We start from the raw sequence: 17,208 nt of genomic DNA on the forward strand, positions 1-17,208 counted from the left end.
GAGAGCGCTTCCCTGACACGGAAGAGGTCACTGGTTCAATCCCAGTATCGTCCACCAGCACGGCCGAGGGCCCGGAAGCAGCAGCTTCCGGGCCCTCGGCCGTGTCCGCGTGCGGTGGGCGCGCCGTGGCCGGGCGGTCCGCCGGTGGACCGCCCGGCGCCGGTCAGGACGAGAAGAGCATGTGCGCGAAGCCGCCGTGGCCGTGGTGCTTGTGGCCGTGCCCGTGCCCATGGCCGTGGCCGTACTGCGGGGCGCCCCAGCCGGGGGCCTGCGGGTAGGCGGGCGGCGGCGGGACGGGGGCCGCCGGGTAGGCCTGCGGCGGCGGGGCGGGCTGGTTCCACTTGCCTTCGAGCTGGGTCAGGGCCTCCAGCTCGCCGTAGTCGAGGAAGATGCCGCGGCAGTTCAGGCACTGCTCGATCTGGACGCCACTGCGGTTGAACGTCTGCATCTGGCCGTGGCACTTGGGACAGACCATCGTCGAATCAACTCCTCGCTTCGAACACGTGAGTTCACTCTAGATGGGCGATACGGGCGCAGGTGGCCACGAGTTCGGACTCCGCCTCGTCGAGCTCGCGCCCCTCACGGGCCGCCTTGGCGACGCCGATCGCGGCGGTCTGCACGGCCAATGCCCGCGCGGGGACGTCCAGTTGGCCCCAGGGGTCGCCGTCCTGCGGTACGGCGGGGCCGCCCGCGGAACGGTACGCCGCCAGGAAGCGCGCCCATGCCTCCGGCTCCAGCAGCCCGGCCGCGAACCACATCGCCGGACGGGCCAGGTCCCACGCGGCCGGGCCCGTGCCGAGGTCGTCGACGTCGATGAGCTGCCAGGGGCCGTCGGGCGCCGGGTGCCGGACGAGCTGGCCCAGGTGCAGGTCGCCGTGGCACAGCGCCGCGGGGCCCGGGTGCGGGGCCTCGTCCCTGGCCCACGCGGGCAGCCGCCGCCACGCCCGCCGTACGGTACGGGCCGCCGCCGAATCCGCGACCCCGCGCAGCCGGGCCACCGCGAGCGCGGCCTTCGCGGGACCCCGCATCGGCGGCAGCGGACCCGGCAGCGCGCCCGGCGGCACCAGGTGCAGCCGGGCGAGCAGCACCGCCGCCTCCGCCCAGGGCGCGGCCGCCGGGTCGTGCCGGTCCACGGGCACACCGTAGGGCCAGGCGCTGACGGGCCTGCCGCCCGTGGCGACGGACAGCACGGCGGTGTCCGGGGCGAGCGCGCGCGGCGGCGGATCCTGCGGCAGCGGGGCCAGCAGGATCCCGCGCAGGGCCGGATGGCCCGCGACACCGACGCGGACGGCGAGCGCGGCGGCGTCCGTGCCGGGTGCGTGCGCCTTGGCCACGACCGCGCCGACCCGCACCACTGTGCCGTCGGGGCGGTCGGCCAGCACGGTGGTCGCGGCGGGCACGGTGGGCTGACCGGCCACCGGGCCCGCCGCCCGCCGGACGGCCTGCGGGGTGCGCCGGGCGGCGGCGGCCGCGGTCGCGGCGAGCGCGGTGACGAGGGCGTCGTCCGCGACGGGGACGGCGGTGCGGCGCGCCGCCTGCCGGTCGATACGGACCGCGCCGCCCTGCCGGGCGGCCCCGGACTGCTCCCCCGTGGTCGTCATTGCCCCAGTCAAGCATCCCCCCGCCACCCCGTCCCGGCGGAGTCCGCCGTCCGGAGGCTCCCCGGCCCGCCGCCCGAGCCCGCCGCCCCCCGCGGCCGTCCGCACGCCGCACGGAGGCCGCTCGGGGCGGGGATCCGTGGGGCCCTCGCGAGCCGGAGCCGGAGCCGGGCAGCGCAATGCCCGGGTATCCGCATGAGATACCCGGGCAAGCGCAGTCGTCCGCCCTACCCCCGTCCCCACGGGGTCCACCGGTGAGTCCCTGACCCGGACCGCTCTTCCGGATCGGGGCGCCTTTCAGCGCCCCAGCAGGCCGGCAACGGACGACGCCTGTACGACCACCGCGTCCACCCCTCCGAAGAGGTAGGCGAGCAGTGCGGCGAGCGGCAGCACCATGGCCGCCGCCACCAGCGGGTGCCGGGGGCCGGTCCGCCGGGTGCCGCGCATGGCACGCGTGGTGCGCGTCACCGTGTTCGCCATTCCCGCCCCCTTCCGGGGTCCGCCGTGTGGTCGTTCGTTGTGCAGTTGAAGAAGGTGCAGGAGACGGACCGGGCCGGTGGACCGGTACGTCTGGGGGGCGGCGGGCGCTTGACCTCGGGGGACGAGTGCTCCGCCCGCCGCTTGACCTCAACATTAGGTGCGTCCGGAGCCCCGGTCGTCAGGCCCTGGTACCCCTTCGCAGGCCTCCCGGAGGATGACGGCGGCAGCCGCGCGTACTCCCCTGGGTGGATCCCGCGCCCCGGCTCCCCAGGGTCATCCCTGAGCCGCTCGGGCCCCCGCGGCCCGCTCGTGCGCCTGTTCCTCGGCCCGCTCGTCGTCCCGCGGCACGGGCTGCTCGACCAGGGCGAGCACCCGCGTCGCCATGAAGCGCGCCGTCCGCACGACCGTCCCGCTGCGGGTGACCTCGCTCACTTCCACGACCCCGCGGCGCACCGCGGTCTCCACCCGGCGACCGGCCCGGGTGGCCACGACCTCATAGGTGCGGGTGCTGTCCCCCGCATCGACGACTATCTCCACGCGATCACCTTTCACGGCGTCATTCCCCTTCGCAGGATGGACCGTTGGCGGATCGCGGCCAGGTGACGGCCCGCTGTCGGACCGGCACCTCACCGTTGCCTCCAGCTTCCCACCCGGCACTGACAATTCACGGCCCGTCGCCTGCGGGCCTTCACCGCGCGACGGGAGGTGAGTCCGTAAGCTGTGGGCGGCCCACCCGGCCACTGACCCGGCCCCCGCCGGGCAGCAGCGGCCGAAGTGGCGCAGTGGAGCAGCAGGGGGTCCGCCCCCACCGGAGGCAGGGGTACGGACATGGCGATGATGCGGCTGCGGCGCGAGGATCCGCGGGTCGTCGGCGCCTTCCGGCTGCACCGGCGGCTCGGCGCGGGCGGCATGGGCGTGGTCTACCTGGGCGCGGACAAACGCGGCCAGCGGGTCGCGCTGAAGGTGATCCGCCCCGAACTGGCGGAGGACCAGGAATTCCGCTCCCGCTTCGCCCGCGAGGTGTCCGCCGCGCGGCGCATCCGCGGCGGCTGCACGGCGCGGCTGGTCGCCGCGGACCTGGAGGCCGAGCGACCCTGGTTCGCCACGCAGTACGTGCCCGGCCCCTCGCTGCACGACAAGGTCGCCGAGCACGGGGTGCTCTCCGCCGCCGAGACCGCCTCGATGGGCGCGGCACTCGCCGAGGGCCTGGTCGCCGTGCACGAGGCCGGGGTCGTCCACCGCGACCTCAAGCCGTCCAACATCCTGCTGTCGCCCAAGGGCCCGCGGATCATCGACTTCGGCATCGCCTGGGCCACCGGGGCGAGCACCCTCACGCACGTCGGGACGGCGGTCGGCTCGCCCGGCTTCCTCGCGCCCGAGCAGGTGCGCGGGCTGCCCGTCACCCCGGCCACCGACGTCTTCGCCTTCGGCGCGACGCTCGCCTACGCGGCCACCGCGGACTCGCCCTTCGGGCAGGGCAGCTCCGAGGTCATGCTCTACCGGGTCGTCCACGAGGAACCCGACCTCGGCGCGGTGCCGGACGCGCTCGCGCCGCTCGTCTACGCCTGCCTGGCCAAGGATCCGGAGGAGCGGCCCAGCACGGTGCAGCTCTCGGAGCGGCTCACCGAGATCGCGACGCGCGAGGCCCGCGGGATCGGCGCGCCGCGCCGTGAGGGCCTGCCCAAGGCCGCCGGGCCGCGGCCCGAACGGCCCGTCGGGCGGCGCGCGGAGGAATACGCGCAGCAGCGCACGCAGCGGCGGACCCCGCCGCGGCTCGACCCCACCGGCGGGGGCGGTGCGGCCGGTCGCGCATCGGGCCGCGGGCCCGCGTCCTCGGCGCAGGGCCCCGCGCAGGGCTCCGCCGGGGGTGCGGGTGGCGGCGCCGCCGGGGCGCCGAGGCCGACGATGCGGACGACGATGCCCTCCGCGCGCACGCCGGTGCGCACGGCGGGCGGGCGGCGGCCCGTCGCGCCCGCGGCCGGGCGGCGGCGCCTGATGCGGCAGCGGCTCGCGGTGTTCGTGGTCGTGACGCTGCTGGCGGCGGTGATCATCGCGACGGTGCAGGGGTGTCACCACTTCTGAGGGGTGGTGGGTGAGTGCCTCTTGCGCTGGTCGCGCGAACATCCCTCCGTCCTGGCCGAGCGCGCAGTTCCCCGCGCCCCTGCGGGGCGCCGTGCCACTGGCGCTGGACGCGCGGACGACCCGCCGTCCTGCCGCGCCAGGGGGTGCCCCCTGCGCTGGACGCGCGAACCTCCCGTTGTCGTGGTTGCTCGCGCAGTTCCCCGCGCCCCTGCGGGGCGCCGTGCCACTGGCGCTGGACGCGCGGACGTCCCGCCGTCCTGCTGCGCCAGGGGGTGCCTCTTGCGCTGGACGCGCGAACCTCCCGTTGTCGTGGTTGCTCGCGCAGTTCCCCGCGCCCCTGCGGGGCGCCGTGGGCCTTGCGTTGGGCGCGGAGTTGTCCGCGTCCCGGCGTCCGTTTGCCCAACTGCGGGGAAATGCTCGGTGGCTGGCAGGTCAACCGGGTAAGTCCAGTTGGGGAGGGGGTGCGGTGCCTACGATGGGTGCGCTAACTCGAACGTGCATGCGGGCGCTGCCGCTGTGCAGGGCGGACGGCTCGGCCTTCCCCGACAGCTGGTACGACGCCGAGTCGCTCGTCGTGGAGCAGCGCGCCGGGGGCCCGCGGACGATGCTGATCGGCTCCGAGACCGGGCCCGCGATCCGCCGCTTCGACATGGACACCGGCCGCCAGGTCGGCCCGGACCTGGTGATCCCGGCGAATCTGCACTACGCGCCGGAGGGCGGCGCGCAGCAGGGCCGCAGCGTGGAGTCGCTGACGGTGTCGCCGAACGGGCATCACCTCTACGCCGGCTGGGAGGCGCCGCTGGCCCGGGACGGCGACAACCGGGGCGAGAACGTGCTGCGCATCCAGCGCTGGACGGGGACGCCCGGCGGGACGTACACGCCGTCGGGGCAGTTCGCGTACCGCTCGGGCGACGGGCTGAACCTGGCCGATCTGGCGGCCGTGGACGACGACGGCCATCTGCTGGCGCTGGAGCGGCAGTACGTGACCGGGCTGGGCAACGAGATCCAGGTGGCCGCGCTGTCCCTGGCCGGGGCCGGGGACGTCACGGGCGACACCTCCCTGTACAACCTGCCGGCGCGCACCTATGTGCAGCGCGAGCTGCTGTTCGACCTGGCGGACTGCCCGGCGGGCGGGCGCGGTGCGGTCGCCCGGTCGGAGTCCGACCAGCGCAACCCGCTGCTGGACAACGTCGAGGGCATGGCGCTGGGGCCGCGGTGGAAGGACGGTCCGCGCAAGGGGTGGCGGCCGCTGCTGATGGTCTCGGACGACAACAACAGCGCGAACCAGATCACCCGGCTGTACGCGCTGGCCGTGCGGCTTCCGGGGGAGTAACTTACCAAGCGCTTGCTTAGCCATCCGGAGAGCCCGGAAGCGGAAGGGACGGCAGCGTATGGGAAGCATCGAGGCCGACGGGGTACGGGAGCGGGCCCGAGCCCTGCTCACGGCGCATCCGCCGGAGAGCACACCGGCGGCGGAGTTCCTGCGGGCGCGGTTCGACGCCGGGCTGGCCTGGGTGCACTTCCCGGCGGGGCTCGGCGGGCTCGGGGCGCCGCGCGGGCTGCAGCGGGCGGCGGACGAGGTGCTGGCCGCGGCCGGGGCGCCCGGCAACGACCCGCGGCGGATCGGCATCGGCCTGGGCATGGCGGCCCCGACGATCCTCGCGTACGGCACCCCCGAGCAGCAGGCCCGCTTCCTGCGGCCGCTGTGGACCGGCGAGGAGGTCTGGTGCCAGCTCTTCAGCGAGCCGGGCGCCGGGTCGGACCTGGCGGGGCTGCGGACGCGCGCGGTGCGCGACGGCGACGACTGGGTCGTGGACGGCCAGAAGGTGTGGACGTCCAGCGCCCACACCGCGCGCTGGGCGATCCTCATCGCCCGCACCGACCCGGAGGTGCCCAAGCACCGCGGCATCACGTACTTCGTGTGCGACATGACCGACCCGGGCGTGGAGGTCAGGCCGCTGCGGCAGATCACCGGCGAGGCGGAGTTCAACGAGGTGTTCCTGACCGGGGTGCGGATCCCGGACGCGCACCGGCTGGGCGCGGTCGGCGACGGCTGGCGGGTGGCGCAGGCGACGCTGATGAACGAGCGGGTCGCGATCGGCGGCGGCTCGTCCGTGCCGCGCGAGAGCGGCATGGCCGGGCCGGTCGCGGCGACCTGGCGCGAGCACCCCGAGCTGCGCACGCCCGAGCTGCACGACCGGCTGCTGCGGCTGTGGGTGGAGGCGGAGGTGGCGCGGCTGACCGCCGAGCGGGTCCGGCAGCAGATGGCGGCGGGCACCCCGGGCCCGGAGGGCTCGGGCCTGAAGCTGTCGATGGCCCGGCTCAACCAGCAGCTCAGCGGGCTGGAGCTGGAACTGCTCGGCGAGCAGGGGCTGCGCTACGGCGACTGGACGATGGTGCGCCCCGCCAGTGTCGACTTCTACGGGCGCGACGCGGGCTACCGCTATCTGCGCGCCAAGGGCAACTCGATCGAGGGCGGCACGTCGGAGATCCTGCGGAACATCGTGGCCGAGCGCGTACTCGGACTGCCCTCCGAGCCCCGCAACGACAAGGACGTCCCGTGGAAGGACCTGCCCCGATGACCGCCACGACCCCCTCCCCCGCGGCGCCCGGACTGCTGTACTCCGACGTCGAGGACGATCTGCGCGACGCGGTGCGCTCGGTGCTCGCCGACCGCTGCGGACCGGCCGCGGTGCTGGGCCGGATCGAGACGGACGAGCCGTACGACCCCGCGCTGTGGCGGATGCTGAGCGGCGAACTGGGCCTGGCCGGGCTGCTGGTGCCCGAGGAGTACGGCGGGCAGGGCGGCTCCGCGCGGGAGGCCGCGGTGGTGCTGGAGGAGCTGGGCGGCGCGGTGGCGCCGACGCCCTTCCTGGGCAGCGCGGTGCTCGCGGCGACGGCGCTGCTGGGCTGCGCGGGGGCCGGGGACGCGGCTGCCGCGCCGCTCGGGCGGCTGGCGGCGGGCGAGGTCACCGCGGCCCTCGCGGTGCCGCTGTCCGCAGCCCCGGGCGGCGGCTTCCCGGCGGGTGTGCGGGCGGATTCCGCCGGGCGGCTTTCGGGCAGGGTCACGAGCGTGGCCGACGCGCTGACCGCGGACGTCCTGGTGGTGCCGGCCGAGGGGCCGGACGGACCCGGGCTGTACGAGGTGGCCGCGGCGTCGGTGCTGCTCCACCGGCCGGTGAGCCTGGACCTGACCCGGCCGCTGGCCGACGTCACGCTGGAGGGGGTGCCGGGGCGGCTGCTGGCCGCCGGGGACACCGCGCGGGAGGCGCTGGAGCGGGCGCTGCTGACCGGGGCGGGGCTGCTGGCCTCCGAGCAGCTGGGCGTGGCGCAGTGGTGCCTGGACGGGACGGTCGGCCATCTGAAGCAGCGGCACCAGTTCGGCCGGGTGGTGGGTTCCTTCCAGGCGCTCAAGCACCGGCTGGCCGACCTGTGGCTGGAGGTCGTGTCGGCCCGTGCCGCGGCCCGTAGCGCGGCCGCCGCGCTGGCCTCCTGGGAGTCGCCCGCGCAGAGCGCCGAGACGGAGATCGCGGTGGCCGTCGCGCAGGCGTACAACGCGCCCGTCGCGGTGCGCGCGGCGGAGGAGGCGGTGCAGCTGCACGGCGGCATCGGCATGACGTGGGAGCATCCGGCGCATCTGTACCTCAAGCGCGCGAAGGCCGACGAGATCGCGCTGGGCTCCCCCGGCCATCACCGCCGCCTGCTGGCGGCCCGGGTGGACCTGCCGCCCGCGCCCTGACCGGACGGGGGCGGGCCGCCGACCGGCCCGCCCCGGCCCGGGGGCGTCAGTCTTCGACCGGGCCCAGCAGCTCCAGCAGCCGCCCGCGCCAGGTGAGGGAGTCGCGGATGCCGTCGCGCACGTCGAACTCCGCCTTCCAGCCCAGCAGCCGGGCGGAGCGCTCGGTGCGGGTGTAGGCGCCCACCACGTCCCCGGGGCGGCTCGGTGCGTCCTCGGTACGCAGCGGGGTGCCGGTGACCTCGCCGAAGGCCGCGGCCAGCTCGCGCACCGTGGTGCCCTTGCCCGTACCGAGGTTGACGACGAGATGCGGGGGGTGGTCGCCGCCGACGACGGTGTCGAAGCGGGTGAGCGCGGCGACGTGGGCGCGCGCGAGGTCCCAGACGTGGATGTAGTCGCGGATGCCGCTGCCGTCGCTGGTCGGCCAGTCCCCGCCGGTCACCCGGAAGACGTCCCCGTTCTCCCACGCGGCGATCATCTTGCCGAGCGCGTGCGAGGGTTCGCGGACCTGGAGGCCGGTGCGCATGCGCGGGTCGGCGCCGATGGGGTTGAAGTAGCGCAGCGACACCGCGCGCAGCGGCGTACCGGCGGCGGTGTCGGCGAGGATGCGGTCGATCACGGCCTTGGTCTGCGCGTAAGGGCTGCCCGCGGCCACCGGGGAATCCTCGTCCACCGTGAAGTCCGCGCCCGGCAGGTAGACCGAGGCCGAGGAGCTGAACAGGACGCGGTGGCAGCCGTTGCGTTCCAGGTGTTCGAGCAGCGCGATGGTCTTCGCCACGTTTTCCCGGTAGTAGCGCAGCGGCTCGGCCACCGAATCGGGGACGACGATCAGCGCCGCGCAGTGCACCGCCGCCGTGATGTCGGGGTGCTCATGGAAAACCCGGTCCAGCAGCGCGCCGTCCGCGATGTCCCCACGGTAGAACACCCGGCCCTCGGTGAACTCTTCGAGCCCGGTGACCAGGCTGTCGAGGACGACCGGGGTGTGCCCCTCGTCCAGCAGCGCGCTCGCGACCGTACTGCCGATATATCCCGCGCCGCCGGTGACAAGAATTTTCATCTGCGCTCATCTCCGCTGCCCCGTGCCAGAATTACGGCAACCCTAGCACCACCGTCCGGGCCGCCCCGGGGCCCGAATCCACAGCCTCCGCACAGCGCCGTGGAATATGACGTCCTGGTGATATCGAGCGAGCGGGCCGGACAATGGGTCGGCACCGGCATTTCTTTATGAGCAGCGTATTCCGGACGGAATTCCCCCGATTCCGGGCGCCGGTCACCCGCCCGCGGCCACGGCGTAGAAGGCCACCGCGGCGGCCGCGCCCACGTTGAGCGAGTCGACGTCGTGGGACATCGGGATCCGGACGAGGGTGTCCGCGGCGGCCAGCGCCTTCGGGCTGAGACCGGGACCCTCGGCGCCCAGCAGCAGGGCCAGCCGCGGCAGTTCGGCGAGCGGCAGGTCCGGCAGGGCGGTGGCGTGCGCCGCCGGGGTGAGCGCCAGCAGCCGGAAGCCGGCCTCCTTCACCGTGCCGTACAGATCGCGCGGCCAGGCGTCCAGCCGGGCGTACGGCACGGAGAAGACCGCGCCCATCGAGACCTTCACCGAGCGGCGGTAGAGCGGGTCGGCGCAGTCCGGCGAGAGCAGCACCGCGTCCATGCCGAGCGCCGCGGCGCTGCGGAAGATCGCGCCGATGTTGGTGTGGTCGTTGACCGCCTCCATCACCACCACCCGGCGCGCGGTGGCGAGCACGCCCGCCGCGTCCGGCAGGGCCTTGCGCTGCATCGAGGCGAGCGCGCCACGGTGCACGTGGTAGCCCGTGACCCGCTCGGCGAGGGCGTCGTCGACGACGTAGACGGGCGCCGCCACCTCGGCGACGACGTCCCGCAGCGCCTCCAGCCACTTCTCGGTGAGCAGCATCGAACGCATCGGGTAACCGGCCGCGAGCGCCCGCCGGACCACCTTCTGGCCCTCGGCGATGAAGAGGCCCTCGGCGGGCTCGCGGCGGCGCCGCAGCTCCACGTCGGTGAGGCCGGTGTAGTCGTGCAGCCGCGGGTCGTCCGGGTCGGTGACCGCGACCGGTTCAGCCATGGACGTTGCCCTCGGTGTACGCGCCGCCCGGCCCGCCCACCGTCACGACATCGCCGACGACCACGACCGCGGGCGGCCGTACGCCCTCCTCGGCCACGATCCGGGCGACCGACGCGAGCGTGGCGTCCACCCTGCGCTGCGCCGCCGTCGTGCCCTCCTGCACCACCGCGACCGGGGTGCCCGCCGGACGGCCGCCCGCGATCAGCGCGTCCGCGATGGCGCCGATCCGCTCCACGGCCATCAGCAGCACGAGCGTGCCGCGCATCCGCGCCAGCGCGGGCCAGTCCACGAGCGAACGGGCGTCGTCCGGGGCGACATGGCCGCTCACCACGGTGAACTCGTGCGCCACACCCCGGTGCGTGACCGGGATGCCCGCCGCGCCCGGCACGCTGATCGAGCTGGAGATGCCCGGGACGACGGTCACCGGGACACCCGCGGCGGCGAGCGCCTGCGCCTCCTCCATACCGCGGCCGAAGACGAACGGATCCCCGCCCTTGAGCCGCACCACGGCCTTCCCGGCCTTCGCGTGCTCGATCAGCGCGGCGTTGATCGCCTCCTGGGCCATCGCCCGGCCGTACGGGATCTTCGCCGCGTCGATCACCTCGACGTGCGGCGGCAGCTCGTCCAGCAGGTCGCGCGGGCCGAGCCGGTCGGCGATCACGACGTCCGCGGCGGCGAGGAGGCGGCGGCCGCGCACGGTGATCAGGTCCGGGTCGCCCGGACCACCGCCGACCAGCGCGACGCCCGCGGTACGGTCCCGGTGCCGGGGCGACACGAGGGTGCCGTCGCGCAGGCCCTCGATCACGGCGTCCCGCACGCCCGCGCTGCGCCGCGGGTCCCGGCCGCTCAGCACGGCGACGGTCAGGCCGTCCGTACGGCCCGTCGCGGGCGTCCACGCGGAGGCCGCACGCGCGTCGTCGCTGCGCACGCACCACACGCGGCGCTCCTCCGCCTCCGCGGAGGCCGCCGCGTTCGCCGCGGGGTCGCGCGTGGCGACCAGCGCGTACCAGGCCTCCGCGAGGTCGCCCGTACGGTACGGGCGGCGCTCCCAGCGCAGCTCGCCGGCCGTGGCCATCGCCTCCACGGAGGGGGTCGCCTCCGGCGCGATCAGGACGACGTCGGCACCGGCCGACAACAGCGCGGGCAGCCGCCGCTGGGCGACCTGCCCGCCGCCGATCACCACGACCCGGCGCCCCGCGAGCCGCAGCCCCACGGGGTAGGCGGGGACGTCGTCCTTGCGATCCATCGCGCTCCTTCGGCAGTTCACGGCGAGCTTTGATCTTACGGTGCGCGCCGGATACGCCCCGAGGTGCGTCCCGCGCTGCGCGCGCGGCTTTCCGCCGGTGGGGGGCTCGTCGCGCAGTTCCCCGCGCCCCCTCCCACCGGGCTGCCACGCCACGTCCCTCGCAGGACCTCCCACCGGTGGGGGCTCGTCGCGCAGTTCCCCGCGCCCCCTCCCACCGGGCTGCCACGCCACGTCCGTCGCAGGACCATCCGCCGGTGGGGGCTCGTCGCGCAGTTCCCCGCGCCCCCTCCCACCGGGCTGCCACGCCAAGTCCGTCGCAGGACCTCCCGCCGGTGGGGGCTCGTCGCGCAGTTCCCCGCGCCCCTTTCCCACCGGGCTGCCACGCCTTGTCCGTCGCAGGACCTTCCGCCGGTGGGGGGCTGAGCGCGCAGTTCCCCGCGCCCCCCGCAAGGGGAGGTCAGGACTTTTCGGTGACGCCTGCCGCGTCGAAGGTGGCGACCTCGTGCATGACGCGGGCGGCGCTCTGGACGAGGGGGAGGGCCAGCAGTGCCCCCGTGCCCTCGCCGAGGCGGAGGTCGAGGTCGACCAGGGGGCGGAGTCCCAGCGCGGTGAGGGCGGCGACGTGGCCGGGCTCCGCGCTGCGGTGGCCGGCGATGCACGCGGCCAGCACCTCGGGCGCGATGGCGCGGGCCACGAGCGCGGCGGCCCCGGCGGACACCCCGTCGAGGATGACGGGCGTGCGCAGGGCCGCGGCCCCGAGCAGCAGGCCGGTGAGCGCGGCGTGTTCGAGGCCGCCGATCGCGGTGAGGACCGCGATCGGGTCGGCCGGGTCGGGCCGGTGCAGCTCCAGCGCGCGCCGTACGACATCGACCTTGCGCGCGTGCATCTCGTCGTTGATGCCGGTGCCGCGCCCGGTGACCTCCGCCGGGTCCGCGCCGGTGAAGACGGCGACGAGCGCCGCGGAGGTCGTCGTGTTGGCGATGCCCATCTCACCGGTGAGCAGCGCCTTGTTGCCCGCGGCGACGAGGTCGCGGGCCGTCTCGATGCCGACCTCGATGGCGCGCAGCGCCTCCTCGCGGGTCATGGCGGGGCCCGCGGTGAAGTCGGCGGTCCCTGCGCGCACCTTGCGCGGCAGCAGGCCCGGCGTACCGGGCAGCTCCGCGGCGACGCCGACGTCGATGACGCAGACCTCGGCGCCGACCTGGTTGGCGAAGGCGTTGCAGACGGCCCCGCCGCCGAGGAAGTTGGCGACCATCTGCCCGGTGACCTCCTGGGGCCACGCGGTGACGCCCTGGGCGTGCACCCCGTGGTCACCGGCGAAGATCGCCACGGCGGCGGGCTCGGGGACGGGCGCGGGGCAGACCCGGGAGAGCCCGGCGAGCTGCGCGGAGATGATCTCCAGCATGCCGAGGGCCCCGGCGGGCTTGGTCATCCGCTTCTGCCGCTCCCACGCCTCGCCGAGGGCCTTCGCGTCGAGCGGGCGGATGGCGCGCAGCGTCTCCTCCAGGAGGTCGTGCGGCTCCTCGCCGGGCAGCGCCCGGTTGCCGTACTCCTCCTCGTGGACGACCCAGGACAGCGGGCGGCGCTGCGACCAGCCCGCCTGCATCAGCTCGGGTTCCTCGGGGAATTCGTCGACGTACCCGACGCACAGGTAGGCGACGACCTCCAGGTGCTCGGGCAGGCCGAGTTCGGCGACGACCTGGCGCTCGTCGAAGAAGGAGACCCACCCGACGCCGATGCCTTCCGCGCGGGCGGCGAGCCAGAGGTTCTCGACGGCGAGCGCGGACGAATAGGGCGCCATCTGCGGCTGCGTGTGGCGGCCGAGGGTGTGCCGGCCGCCGCGCGTGGGGTCGGCGGTGACGACGATGTTGACGGGCGTGTCGAGGATCGCCTCGATCTTCAGCTCGCGGAACTGCCGGGCGCGGGCCTTCGGCAGCGACTGGGCGTACGCCTCGCGCTGGGCCATGGCCAGCTCGTGCATCTTCTCCCGGGTCTTCTCGGAGCGGATGACGACGAAGTCCCAGGGCTGGGAGTGGCCGACGCTGGGGGCGGTGTGCGCGGCCTCCAGGACGCGCAGCAGCACCTCGGGCGGGATCGGGTCGGAGCGGAAGCCGTTGCGGATGTCGCGGCGTTCGCGGATGACGCGGTGGACGGCGTCGCGCACGGCGGGCTCGTACGCCTCGGCGGGCTCCCCGGCGGGGGCGGGCGACGCGGCGGCGGTGTCCTGCGCCTCGTCCGCGGGCTCCTCCCCGGCGACGGGCGCGGCCTCCGCGACCTCCGCCGTCTCCACCGCTTCCACGGCTTCCACCGCTTCCGCCGCCTCCACGGCCTCGGCCGCTTCGGTGGCCTGCTCCGGCTCCGCGGCCTGTTCGGCGGCGGGCTCCTCGGCCACGGGCTGCGCTTCCGGGGCCGCCACCTCGGCTTCCTGGGCCGGGAGTTCGGCCGCGGGCTGCTCGGCGGGGGCGGGCTCGGGCGCGGGCCCGGCGGGCGCGGGGGCCTGCTCGGCGGGGGCTGCGGGCACGGCCGCGGCCGCCTGCTCGTCGAAGGCGGGGCCGGACGGCGGGGCGGCGAGGTCGAGGCCGATGGGCGCGGCGGCGGGCTGGCCGGGCGCGGGCGACGGCACGGCGGGCCCGGCGAGGGCGGGCGCGGGTACGGCGGTGCCCTGCGGCGGGGTCGCGGACGCCTCCTCCGTGCCGGCCTGCTCGGCGGCGGGTGCCTCCGGGGCCGCTTCGGGTGCCGGGGCGGGTACGGCGGCGGGCTCGGCCTGCGGGAGCGCCGTGACCGGCTCCGGGGGCGTCTGGGACGGGATGATGCTGTCGGCGTGCGGGATGAGCGACTGCTGGGAGGGCGTGCGGTCGACCGCGGGCCATCCGCCGTGCGGTGCCGCGGCGGGGTCGCCGGGCTCGCCGTTCTGCTGGGCGGGGATGGCGTGCGGGCCCTGCGGCGGCACGTCGAGGTATTCGGGGCCCGCGGTCGGCGGGCCCTGCACGCGGACGGGGGCCGGGCCGGGGGCACCCTGCGCGGGCCCGCGGTCGGCGAGGGAGCGGACGGACACGCCGCCGCTCGGGGTGTCCTGGACCGGCGGGCCCATGTGCAGCGGGCGGCGCGGCGGGGCGGCCGCGACCGGCGGGGTGTCAGCTCCCTGCACCCGTACGGCGCCCGTGTCCGGCGTGCCCGCCTCGGCGGGACCGCCCGGCACCGCGGCCTGCGGCTGCGCGACGGCCTCGGTGACCTGCTCGACGCCCGGGGCGCCCTGTTCGGCTCCCGGCGCCGCACCGCCCGTGGCGGGGTCGGCCGGAGCGGCGGGCGCCTGCCCGGCTCCCGGCACGGTGAAGCCCGCGCCGTGCGACGGCTCGCTCTGCGGCCCCTGGCCCGGTACGGCGAACCCGGCGGGCTGCTCGGTGCCCGGGGCGGCCTGCCCCGGCGCTGCGGCCGCGAACTCCGCACCCGGGAGGTGCCCGGGTACGGCGGCCTGTCCCGGCGCGAGCCCGGGAGCCGCGCCCTCCCCCACGGCGACGGCACCGGACGCCATGTCATCCGGCGCGCCGTGCACACCGTGCGCCCCGGCGGCCGCGTCACCGGGCGCGGCGAAGCCCGCGGCCCCGTCCTGCGGCGCGAACCCGGCCTGGGCGCCCGGCCCGACGGCCCCGGTGCCCTCGGCGGTACCCGGCGCCGCGAAGCTGTGCTCCTGCGGGACGAATCCGGCGGTCTCGGCGCCCGGCAGCTGGCCCGGCGCGGCGAAGCCCTGCTCGTGGGGCGTACCCGGCAGCGGGAAACCGGGGGCGGATTCGGTGCCGGAAGAGGTGCCGGGAGAAGCGCCGGGCGCGTACCCCGGCGCGAAGTGGTCGGCGGGGAGCGGCGCCTGCGGCGGCTCGGGCTGGAGCGGCACGGGCTGCGGGTCGCTCCAGGTGCCCTGGGGGCCGGGCATGAGCAGGACGTCGTCCTCGTCGTCGAGCCCGGTGCCGGGGGCGGGGGGCTGGTCGAGGTAGCCGTAGGGGGGGGTGTCGAGGCCGGCGGGCGGCTGCGCGCCCCAGCCGGTGGCGGTGGCCTGCGGTGCGCCGAGTGCGCCGGTGTGCGGCTGGTGAGCCGCGTCGCCGACCGCGTTCTCCGGCAGCCCCTCGCCGGGGATCTGACCGGTGTCCGTCATGCGTGCCCCTCGCCCATCGGTTTCGCTCCTTCCAGCCGCTGCGCCGCGCACACCCACCCCTCACCGACTCCAACGAGCGGGCCCGGGATGCGGCACGTCGACCACGGGGACATCGGACGTATCGACACCCCGTCAACGCACGACGACGGCACAACGATCCGTCAGCCTACCCTCACTCGCCGCGCCCACAGCCCCGAAGTCCGCACCGCGGGACGTATCTCACACAAGGCCCCGCGGCAGCGCTCCCACATGCGCAAACGCCGCCTCGCGGGCCCGCCCACCGGCCTTGCCGCCGGGCCCGGTTCAGGGCCTGCTGCCGCACAGCAGGTAGGCCGCCGGGCCGTCCTGCTCCCGCCACTCGGCGTCGGCCGCGGCGGAGCGCAGCAACATGCGTTCGACGGTGTAACCGCCTTCGGTCAGCGCGCGGTCGATCTCCGTCGCGGACTCCGGGGTGGCGGCCGCGGCGACGATGCGCTCGGGGCGGCGGGCGGCGCACGCGGCGACGACGTCGGGATCGGCGCAGCCGATCCGTACCACGTCGGGTTCCGGCAGGTCCTCCAGCACCTGGGGCGCGGTGCCGTGCACGACCTGCATCTGGACGCCGGCCCGGCGGGCGGCGGCGGTGACCCAGTCGCAGGCCTGGGCGTCGCGGTCGACGGCGATGACGGCGGCGCCGAACCGGGCGGCCTCCAGGGCGAGGGCGCCGTCGGCGGCGCCGATGTCCCACACCAGGTCGCCGGTGCGCGGGCCGAGCCGGGCGAGCTGGTAGGCGCGGACGGGCGCGGGCACGTCGCCCCCGTACTCCGCGGGGGGCAGGGCCCAGCCGCGTACCGGGCCGGGGAAGCCGGGGTCGCGGCCGGCGATCCAGCCGCCGCCGCGGGAGGTCGCGGGGCGGCCGCCGGGCGCGGTCGGCAGGGCGGCGGAGCCGAGCACGGCCAGGCCGGGGGCGCCGGTGCTGCCGCCCACGACGAGCACGATGTTGGGGTCGCGCCATATGTGGTCGGCGACCTTGTCGGAGGTCAGCACGGTGATCTGCTCGCGGTCCGAGCCGAGCGCCTCGCAGATGACGAAGGTGCGGTGCACCCCGGCGAGCAGCAGGGCGAGTTCGGCGGGCCCGGCGCCGGGCGCGGTGAGCACGGCGACCTTGGGGTAGGAGCGGCAGACGTTGACGGCGCGGCGCAGGGTGCGGCTGGTGGCGACGACGACCCGGGCGTCGTCCCAGGGCATACCGGCCCGCGCGAAGGCCCGCGCCACGGCGGAGACGCCGGGGATGACCTCGACCTCCAGGCCGTGTTCGGGGTCGCGCAGGGCGCGGACGACACCGAAGAAGCCCGGGTCGCCGTCGGCGAGGACGACGGCGGTGCCGCGGTGCCCGGCGATCCGGCGGGCGGCGATGTCGATGCTGCCGAGGACGATGTGCTCGGCCTGCCGGGGGACGTACGGCAGGGCCAGGTGATGGCGGGTGCCGGCGACGAGTGTGGCGGCGTCCAGCGCGGCGCGGGCGGCCTCGGACGGGGGTGAGCCGTCCCATCCGATCACGGTGACCCGGTCGGCCATCGTCGTCTGCCTCCAAGCCGTGGGGGTGGGTCGCGGGGGGTGCCGGCGGAGCCTCCCCGGCGGGGCGGAGGTGAGGTCCGGGTGAGAACCCTAACCCGGAGGCGGGCGCCAGGGGTACGCGGATACACGCGGCTGTTGTGGCCGCGGCACGGGCGGCCCGGCGGGCGCGGCGCGGGCGGCGCCGTAAGGGCGGCGCGGCGGGGCGCGGGGGCGCTGCGGCATCCGTCGGGCGCGGGGCGGCGGACGGCGGCGGGGAGGGCCGCGGCGCGGGGTTCACCG

The 17,208-nt window shown here is 76.4% G+C and carries 13 protein-coding genes; 4 read left to right on the forward strand and 9 right to left on the reverse strand.

Annotated features, from left to right (window positions below; translation table 11 throughout):
* Positions 1-163: 163 nt before the first annotated feature.
* The 4 genes from ACWERV_RS23325 to ACWERV_RS23340 all read right to left on the reverse strand — a co-directional run bounded on the left by ACWERV_RS23325 (position 164) and on the right by ACWERV_RS23340 (position 2,630).
* Positions 164-475: a TFIIB-type zinc ribbon-containing protein gene (locus tag ACWERV_RS23325; protein WP_398449305.1), complete on the reverse strand. Its 312-nt coding sequence runs from the start codon at positions 473-475 to the stop codon at positions 164-166.
* 34 nt (positions 476-509) lie between these two features.
* Positions 510-1,601: a phosphotransferase gene (locus tag ACWERV_RS23330; protein ID WP_452936144.1), complete on the reverse strand. Its 1,092-nt coding sequence runs from the start codon at positions 1,599-1,601 to the stop codon at positions 510-512.
* A 294-nt stretch (positions 1,602-1,895) separates the two neighbouring features.
* Positions 1,896-2,078, reverse strand: coding sequence for a hypothetical protein (locus ACWERV_RS23335; protein WP_452936147.1), 183 nt, complete (start codon positions 2,076-2,078; stop codon positions 1,896-1,898).
* Positions 2,079-2,351: 273 nt separating this feature from the next.
* Entirely contained in the window at positions 2,352-2,630 is a 279-nt protein-coding gene (locus ACWERV_RS23340; RefSeq protein WP_398180457.1) for a hypothetical protein, read from the reverse strand.
* A 276-nt stretch (positions 2,631-2,906) separates the two neighbouring features.
* Between ACWERV_RS23340 and ACWERV_RS23345 the strand changes: the two genes are divergently transcribed.
* The 4 genes from ACWERV_RS23345 (at position 2,907) to ACWERV_RS23360 (ending at position 7,899) form a co-directional block, all read left to right on the forward strand.
* Complete coding sequence (locus ACWERV_RS23345) at positions 2,907-4,160, forward strand: serine/threonine-protein kinase (protein ID WP_452936150.1); 1,254 nt, start codon at positions 2,907-2,909, stop codon at positions 4,158-4,160.
* A gap of 499 nt (positions 4,161-4,659) precedes the next feature.
* Complete coding sequence (locus ACWERV_RS23350) at positions 4,660-5,493, forward strand: esterase-like activity of phytase family protein (RefSeq protein WP_452936152.1); 834 nt, start codon at positions 4,660-4,662, stop codon at positions 5,491-5,493.
* A gap of 58 nt (positions 5,494-5,551) precedes the next feature.
* Complete coding sequence (locus ACWERV_RS23355) at positions 5,552-6,742, forward strand: acyl-CoA dehydrogenase family protein (protein ID WP_452936155.1); 1,191 nt, start codon at positions 5,552-5,554, stop codon at positions 6,740-6,742.
* Entirely contained in the window at positions 6,739-7,899 is a 1,161-nt protein-coding gene (locus tag ACWERV_RS23360; protein ID WP_452936158.1) for an acyl-CoA dehydrogenase family protein, read from the forward strand. The genes ACWERV_RS23355 and ACWERV_RS23360 overlap by 4 nt, the downstream gene beginning before the upstream one ends.
* A gap of 46 nt (positions 7,900-7,945) precedes the next feature.
* Here the strand turns inward: ACWERV_RS23360 and galE are convergent, their stop codons facing one another.
* The 5 genes from galE to cbiE all read right to left on the reverse strand — a co-directional run bounded on the left by galE (position 7,946) and on the right by cbiE (position 16,929).
* Positions 7,946-8,953: a UDP-glucose 4-epimerase GalE gene (gene galE, locus ACWERV_RS23365; protein ID WP_452936160.1), complete on the reverse strand. Its 1,008-nt coding sequence runs from the start codon at positions 8,951-8,953 to the stop codon at positions 7,946-7,948.
* A 213-nt stretch (positions 8,954-9,166) separates the two neighbouring features.
* Positions 9,167-9,979, reverse strand: a complete 813-nt coding sequence (locus ACWERV_RS23370) for a TrmH family RNA methyltransferase (protein WP_452936163.1) — start codon at positions 9,977-9,979, stop codon at positions 9,167-9,169.
* Positions 9,972-11,225, reverse strand: coding sequence for a uroporphyrinogen-III C-methyltransferase (gene cobA / locus ACWERV_RS23375; protein WP_398180477.1), 1,254 nt, complete (start codon positions 11,223-11,225; stop codon positions 9,972-9,974). The genes ACWERV_RS23370 and cobA overlap by 8 nt, the downstream gene beginning before the upstream one ends.
* Positions 11,226-11,682: 457 nt before the next feature.
* Positions 11,683-15,372, reverse strand: coding sequence for a nicotinate-nucleotide--dimethylbenzimidazole phosphoribosyltransferase (cobT, locus tag ACWERV_RS23380; protein ID WP_452936166.1), 3,690 nt, complete (start codon positions 15,370-15,372; stop codon positions 11,683-11,685).
* A gap of 303 nt (positions 15,373-15,675) precedes the next feature.
* Complete coding sequence (gene cbiE / locus ACWERV_RS23385; protein ID WP_452936168.1) at positions 15,676-16,929, reverse strand: precorrin-6y C5,15-methyltransferase (decarboxylating) subunit CbiE; 1,254 nt, start codon at positions 16,927-16,929, stop codon at positions 15,676-15,678.
* Between the last annotated feature and the right edge of the window lie 279 nt (positions 16,930-17,208).

This window comes from Streptomyces sp. NPDC004031, assembly GCF_053604375.1.

Coding starts and splice junctions, on each gene's coding strand:
- ACWERV_RS23325 (WP_398449305.1), bottom strand. CDS start 475: ATGGTCTGTCCCAAGTGCCACGGCCAGATGCAGACGTTCAACCGCAGT.
- ACWERV_RS23330 (WP_452936144.1), bottom strand. CDS start 1,601: ATGACGACCACGGGGGAGCAGTCCGGGGCCGCCCGGCAGGGCGGCGCG.
- ACWERV_RS23335 (WP_452936147.1), bottom strand. CDS start 2,078: ATGGCGAACACGGTGACGCGCACCACGCGTGCCATGCGCGGCACCCGG.
- ACWERV_RS23345 (WP_452936150.1), top strand. CDS start 2,907: ATGGCGATGATGCGGCTGCGGCGCGAGGATCCGCGGGTCGTCGGCGCC.
- ACWERV_RS23350 (WP_452936152.1), top strand. CDS start 4,660: ATGCGGGCGCTGCCGCTGTGCAGGGCGGACGGCTCGGCCTTCCCCGAC.
- ACWERV_RS23355 (WP_452936155.1), top strand. CDS start 5,552: ATGGGAAGCATCGAGGCCGACGGGGTACGGGAGCGGGCCCGAGCCCTG.
- ACWERV_RS23360 (WP_452936158.1), top strand. CDS start 6,739: ATGACCGCCACGACCCCCTCCCCCGCGGCGCCCGGACTGCTGTACTCC.
- galE (WP_452936160.1), bottom strand. CDS start 8,953: ATGAAAATTCTTGTCACCGGCGGCGCGGGATATATCGGCAGTACGGTC.
- ACWERV_RS23370 (WP_452936163.1), bottom strand. CDS start 9,979: ATGGCTGAACCGGTCGCGGTCACCGACCCGGACGACCCGCGGCTGCAC.
- cobA (WP_398180477.1), bottom strand. CDS start 11,225: ATGGATCGCAAGGACGACGTCCCCGCCTACCCCGTGGGGCTGCGGCTC.
- cobT (WP_452936166.1), bottom strand. CDS start 15,372: ATGACGGACACCGGTCAGATCCCCGGCGAGGGGCTGCCGGAGAACGCG.
- cbiE (WP_452936168.1), bottom strand. CDS start 16,929: ATGGCCGACCGGGTCACCGTGATCGGATGGGACGGCTCACCCCCGTCC.